Raw genomic sequence first — 2,314 nt, forward strand, 5'->3', positions numbered from 1 at the left:
CCCCCGGATCGAGGCGTTCGAGGCCGCCCTCGCCGCCGTGACGCCGGGACCGGCACAGCGGTCCCGGTCGGGCCACGACTGGGTGGACGAGGGCTGATCCTCCGCCGTCCGGTCAGCGTCCGGTCGGCGTCGGCGCGTCCGGTCGGCGGCGGGGAGTGCGGTCGTCCGCGCGCACGCCCTTGGGCTCCCAGTGGTCGTGCTCGGGTTCGGTGCCCGGCTCGTAGGCGGGACGCATCGTGTACTCGGTGATGTCGTGCTCCTCCTCGCCGGCGCGGCGGTGGTACTCCTCGATCGGGATGACCGGCTTCCACTGGCGGGTGCGGACCGGGGCGAGGCCGCCGTAGTCCTCGCGGACGGCGCGGACCAGGCACATGGCCTGGACGAACATCATCAACGTGACGGGCAGGCCAATCACCTTGATGACCTCCTGGAGCGCGGAGAGCGACTGCTCGCCAGTGGTCGTCAGCAGCACGGTGCAGACGAGTCCGATGGAGATCGCCCAGAACACGCGCTGACGGGTGGGACCCGCGTCGTCGTAGCCGGAGGCCATGGAGTCGATGACCAGGGCCGCCGAGTCGATGGAGGTGATGAAGAAGACGGTGATGCAGACCAGCGCCACCACGGCGGTGACCTCCACGAGCGGGAAGTGGCCGAGGAACTGGAACAGGGAGCCGGGGATGTCCCCTTCCTCCACGATGGTCTCCACGAAGTTCGCCTCGCCGGCCAGCTCCATCTTGAAGGCGTTGACTCCCATGACGCCCAGCCAGATGAAGGTGAAGGCGGTGGGGAGCAGGAGCACGCCGAGCACGAACTGGCGGATGGTGCGGCCTCGGGAGATGCGGGCGATGAACATGCCGACGAACGGCGCCCAGGTGGCCGTCCACGCGAAGTAGAACACGGTCCAGTCGCCGGTCCAGTCGGACTCGCCCCAGGTGGTGTTGAAGAAGGTCAGCGCCGGGATCATGGCCAGGTACTGGCCGACGGACTCCACGGTCCCCTGGAAGGCCTGCGTGGTGGCGCCGAACATGAGGATGTAGATCAGCAAGGCGATGGCAATGCCGATGTTCATGTAGGACAGGCGCTTGACGCCCTTGTCCAGGCCCGCGATCACGGACACGAGGGCGACGGCGGTGATGACCGCCAGGATGGCCGCCTGCACCCAGCCGGCCACCGGGACGCCGAACATGATGTTGGCGCCGCCGTTGATCTGCAGGGCACCCTGGCCCACGGAGACGGCGATGCCGAAGATGGTGGCCACCACGGCCAGGATGTCGATCGCCTTGCCGATCGGGCCGTGGATCTTCTCCCCCAGCAGCGGCTGGAAGGCGGAGGACATGCGCGGCGGCAGCTTGCGCTTGTACGTGAAGTAGGCGAAGGCCAGCGCGGGCACGATGAAGATGCCCCACATGTGCAGGCCCAGGTGGAAGTTCGCGATGCCCATGGCCTCGGAGGCCGCCTGCACGGACTCCGGCTCGGTGCCGTATCCGGGCGGGTCGGCGAAGTGGCTGATCGGCTCGGCGACTCCCCAGAACATGAGCGTCGCGCCCATGCCGGCGGCGAAGAGCATGCCGAACCAGGCCAGGCCGGAGTACTCGGGCGTCGCGTCGTCGTCGCCGAGCCTGAGCCGGCCGTAGCGGCTGAAGGCGATGCCGAACGCGAAGAGGATCATCCCGGTGATGGCCACGACGTAGAACCAGCCGAGGTTGCCGGCGATCCAGCCGGCGACCGAGCCGAAGCCGGACTGCATGGCGCCCGGGATGAGCACCATGAGGGCGGAGAAGACGACCACGATGGCCGCCGAGACGAAGAAGATCTGCGGGTTCGTCCGCAGGCCGAGGCTGTTGTGCAGTCTCGTGAGCATGGGGGACCCTTCCGAGGTGGGGGATGACAAGGGAAGCTGTGCAAGAACGCGCTCCACGGTAGAGGGATGCTGTGCACGCCTCAACCCTTCGCCCCCGGCCCCGGGCACGAGATCGTCCCCTGCCACCTCCCTGTTCCTAGGATGGAGGACATGTCCGACTCCCCCTCCTCCCCCGGCCCCGGCCGGCGCCGCTCCGCCCGTCACGACGACGGCACCCTCCTGACCCCGGACGTCGCACTGGGGGCCCTCCCGGACGCCTACACCGCCGGCTTCGTCTTCACCCTGCTGAGCCGTGCGCCGCTGCGCGGCTCCCGGGAGCGCCAGGCTCACGACGCCGCCGATCTACTGCTGCTGGACACGCTGGCCGGGTGGGAGGAGACCGGCCGGCGCCCCGGCCGCATCGCCGTGCTCCACGACGCCCACGGTGCGCTCGCCCTGCCCCTGCTGGCGGCC

1 protein-coding gene and 1 pseudogene are annotated in these 2,314 nt (G+C 69.4%); one reads left to right on the forward strand and one right to left on the reverse strand.

All coding sequences use genetic code 11. From position 1 onward, the window contains the following. Positions 1–112: 112 nt before the first annotated feature. Positions 113–1,861, reverse strand: coding sequence for a BCCT family transporter (locus AC2W7A_RS11625; protein WP_485991484.1), 1,749 nt, complete (start codon positions 1,859–1,861; stop codon positions 113–115). 150 nt (positions 1,862–2,011) lie between these two features. Here AC2W7A_RS11625 and AC2W7A_RS11630 point away from each other — a divergent pair. Then, positions 2,012–2,314 (forward strand): annotated as a pseudogene (locus AC2W7A_RS11630) (hypothetical protein); the annotation flags it as partial.

The organism is Micrococcus sp. LASM2_SD2 (assembly GCF_057364565.1).

Excerpts from the sequence above, each read along its gene's own strand:
- AC2W7A_RS11625 (WP_485991484.1), bottom strand. The coding sequence starts at position 1,861 with ATGCTCACGAGACTGCACAACAGCCTCGGCCTGCGGACGAACCCGCAG.